The 2,936-nt window shown below is 34.6% G+C and carries 1 protein-coding gene; it reads left to right on the forward strand.

Going from position 1 to position 2,936, the window contains the following annotated elements; translation table 11 throughout:
- Positions 1-117 precede the first annotated feature (117 nt).
- Positions 118-2,802, forward strand: coding sequence for a leucine-rich repeat domain-containing protein (locus TY19_RS11075; protein WP_042282597.1), 2,685 nt, complete (start codon positions 118-120; stop codon positions 2,800-2,802).
- Positions 2,803-2,936 lie beyond the last annotated feature (134 nt).

A 2,936-nucleotide genomic window follows, 5' to 3' on the forward strand; every position in this document is an offset into this window, starting at 1 on the left:
AATTAGATAAGTTTATTGAAATAGCCTTATCTATTTTGCAATAACAAATTTAAATACAGATTCCTTTTGATTAAAATTGCGATGATATTTATTCGTATAGTATTTTATTAATAAATAATGTATCATTTAAAAATGATTCAACTAATTTGGGTGGGAATTTTGAATATTCAGAACATAAGATCTAATTCTAGTCATTTCATTGTCAATACAGACACTCATTCTTACATTCGATCAAACGATCGTTTAAAATTTTCTGAACGAATTGTTTTATTGTGCAAAACAATTTTTCAGTGTTTCCTCAACTTATTCTTTAATTATCTCAAAAAAGACCAGCTTCAATCTCAGTGGAGGGAAGTTTTTTGGGGACAAAAAGAATTCGTCATTTCTAATCTTGCCCCAACTCAATCAGAATCTGGGACGTTTCTCTCAAGTCCGAGCCAAATTTCGGATTTTGCCCTCCCTTTTATAACTGCGAATCGAAACCAAGAAACTATTAATTATCCTAAGAATGAAAACAATTTGGTAATAGACTCTTTCAATAACTCAATAGACTCAAATATCTCAAACAGTCATTTTCCAAAAACAGTAGATCCCTTAATAATTCCCCCTTCCCAACTGTCACCTTCACCCCAAGGTGTTAAACTGAGCTTTCAAGGAGGAACTTCTTTAACCATACCCTATTCTCAATTAGCTTTATTAAGGAAAAAGTCACCCTATTTTAAAAGTCTTTGGTCGGGACATTTTCAAGAAACGCTTCAAGATCCCCTTGCTATAACAAAAAAAAAATTTACTAACTTACTACAGTGCTTAATGGATGCTAACTTTAAACTTTCGGTAGAAGACATTCCTTGTTCCATTGCATTAGCCCATTATTACCAATTAACAGATGTGGTAGAAAACTTAGAAAACCAGCTGATTAAGATCTATCAATCAGAAGAGGATGCTCTATTTAATTCGAGCGAAGAAAGTCTCATAGAATTAAAAGAGCTATTAAATTTTGCGCGTCTGCATCAGTTAAATAATTTAGTAAATTATTTAGAGTTCACAGTGGTGAGTGGCTTATTAAACAATACTTCTCATGTGAACGAATTTGAGAAAATTTTAAATCATTTCTCAACTGACATAGAAGAACTCAATCTTTCAGGAAAAGATTTTTTTACAGAGGCTCATTTTTTAGCCTTAAAAAATTGTAAAAATTTAAAAATGCTGTGTCTAAAAATATTCTACACTCCCATTGACACGGGATTAGCCCATTTGACGTCTTTAACAGCTTTACAACACTTAGACCTCAGTAAATGCTATCTGCTTAAGGATACTGGGTTAGCCCATTTGTCATCTTTAACCGCTTTACAGTATTTAGATTTAAGTGATTCTGGAAATTTCACGGATGCTGGATTAGCCCATTTAACACCTTTAGTCTCCTTGCAACATTTAGATTTAAGTAAGAGTGAAAATCTCACTGGCGATGGATTAGCCCATTTGACACCTTTAGTCGCTTTGCGACACTTAGGTTTGAGTGATTGTAGAAATCTCACGGATGCTGGATTAGCACATTTAACACCCTTAACGGCTTTAAAGCATTTAGATCTAAGTTGGTGTGAAAATCTCACTGACGATGGACTAGTGCATTTATCTTCCTTAGTCGCTTTGCAATATTTATCTCTAAAACTGTGTGAAAATCTCACCGATGCTGGATTAGCGCATTTGACCCCCTTGACGACTTTAGAGCATTTGGATTTAGGTTTGGATTTAGGTTATTGCCAGAATCTCACTGACGATGGGTTAGCACATTTGTCGTCCTTAACAGCTTTAAAGCATTTAGATCTAAGTTGGCGTGAAAATCTCACGGATGCTGGATTAGCACATTTAACATCCTTAACGGCTTTAAAGCATTTAGACTTAAGTTGGTGTGAAAATCTCACGGATGAGGGATTGGCCTATTTGACACCCCTAGTTGCTTTACAGTATTTGAGTTTAAAGGGCAGTAACATCACTGATGAGGGATTAGAACATCTGGCACACTTAAGCGCTTTACGGCATTTAAGTTTGAATGACTGCCGTAGGATCTATGGCTATGGATTAGCGCACTTGACATCTTTAGTGAATTTGGAGCATCTAGACTTAAGCTGCTGCTATCGCCTTTCTAGTTTTGAATTAATTCATTTATCATCTTTAGTGAATTTACAGCATTTAAATCTAAGTGATTGTTTTGGTCTCTGTCACGATGGATTAGAAGATTTGACTCCTTTAATGAATTTACAGTATTTAGATCTAAGTTCGTGTATAAATCTGACTGATAAGGGACTGGCATATTTGACCTCTTTAGTAGGTCTAGGTTTACAACATTTAGATCTAAGTGAGTGTAAAAAAATCACTGACGCTGGATTAGCACATTTAACCTCTTTAATAGGCTTGCAGTATTTAGATCTAAGAGAGTGTAAAAAAATCACTGACACTGGATTGGCACATTTGACCCCCTTAGTAGACTTGGAGTACTTAGATTTAAGTCGGTGTGAAAATCTCACTGATAAGGGGTTGGCATATTTAACCTCCTTCGCAGGTTTAAAGTATTTAAATCTAAAGGAATGTAAGAAAATCACTGATGTTGGATTAGCAAATTTGACCTCCTTAGTGACTTTACAGCATTTGAATTTAAGTGAATGTGTAAATCTCACTGATACTGGATTGGCACATTTAGTTTCCCTAGTAAATTTACAGGATTTAAATCTACAAAAATGTAAAAGCATTACAGACGCTGGCTTGGCTCATTACATACAAAATCAACAAATAATCCGTCGTTAAAAGAAGGTAAAAAAAAAGTAGTGTCAATTGAGCGAACGTTCTGCGTATGAGAATATTATGTGGATGTTTGAACACTCAAAATCATAGCTCAACACTATAGAAATCGTAAAAGGGTTTTTTGCTTGAGGTTTAAT

The sequence above is a fragment of the Candidatus Protochlamydia sp. R18 genome (genome assembly GCF_000648255.1).
GTDB classification, from domain to species: domain Bacteria; phylum Chlamydiota; class Chlamydiia; order Chlamydiales; family Parachlamydiaceae; genus Protochlamydia; species Protochlamydia amoebophila.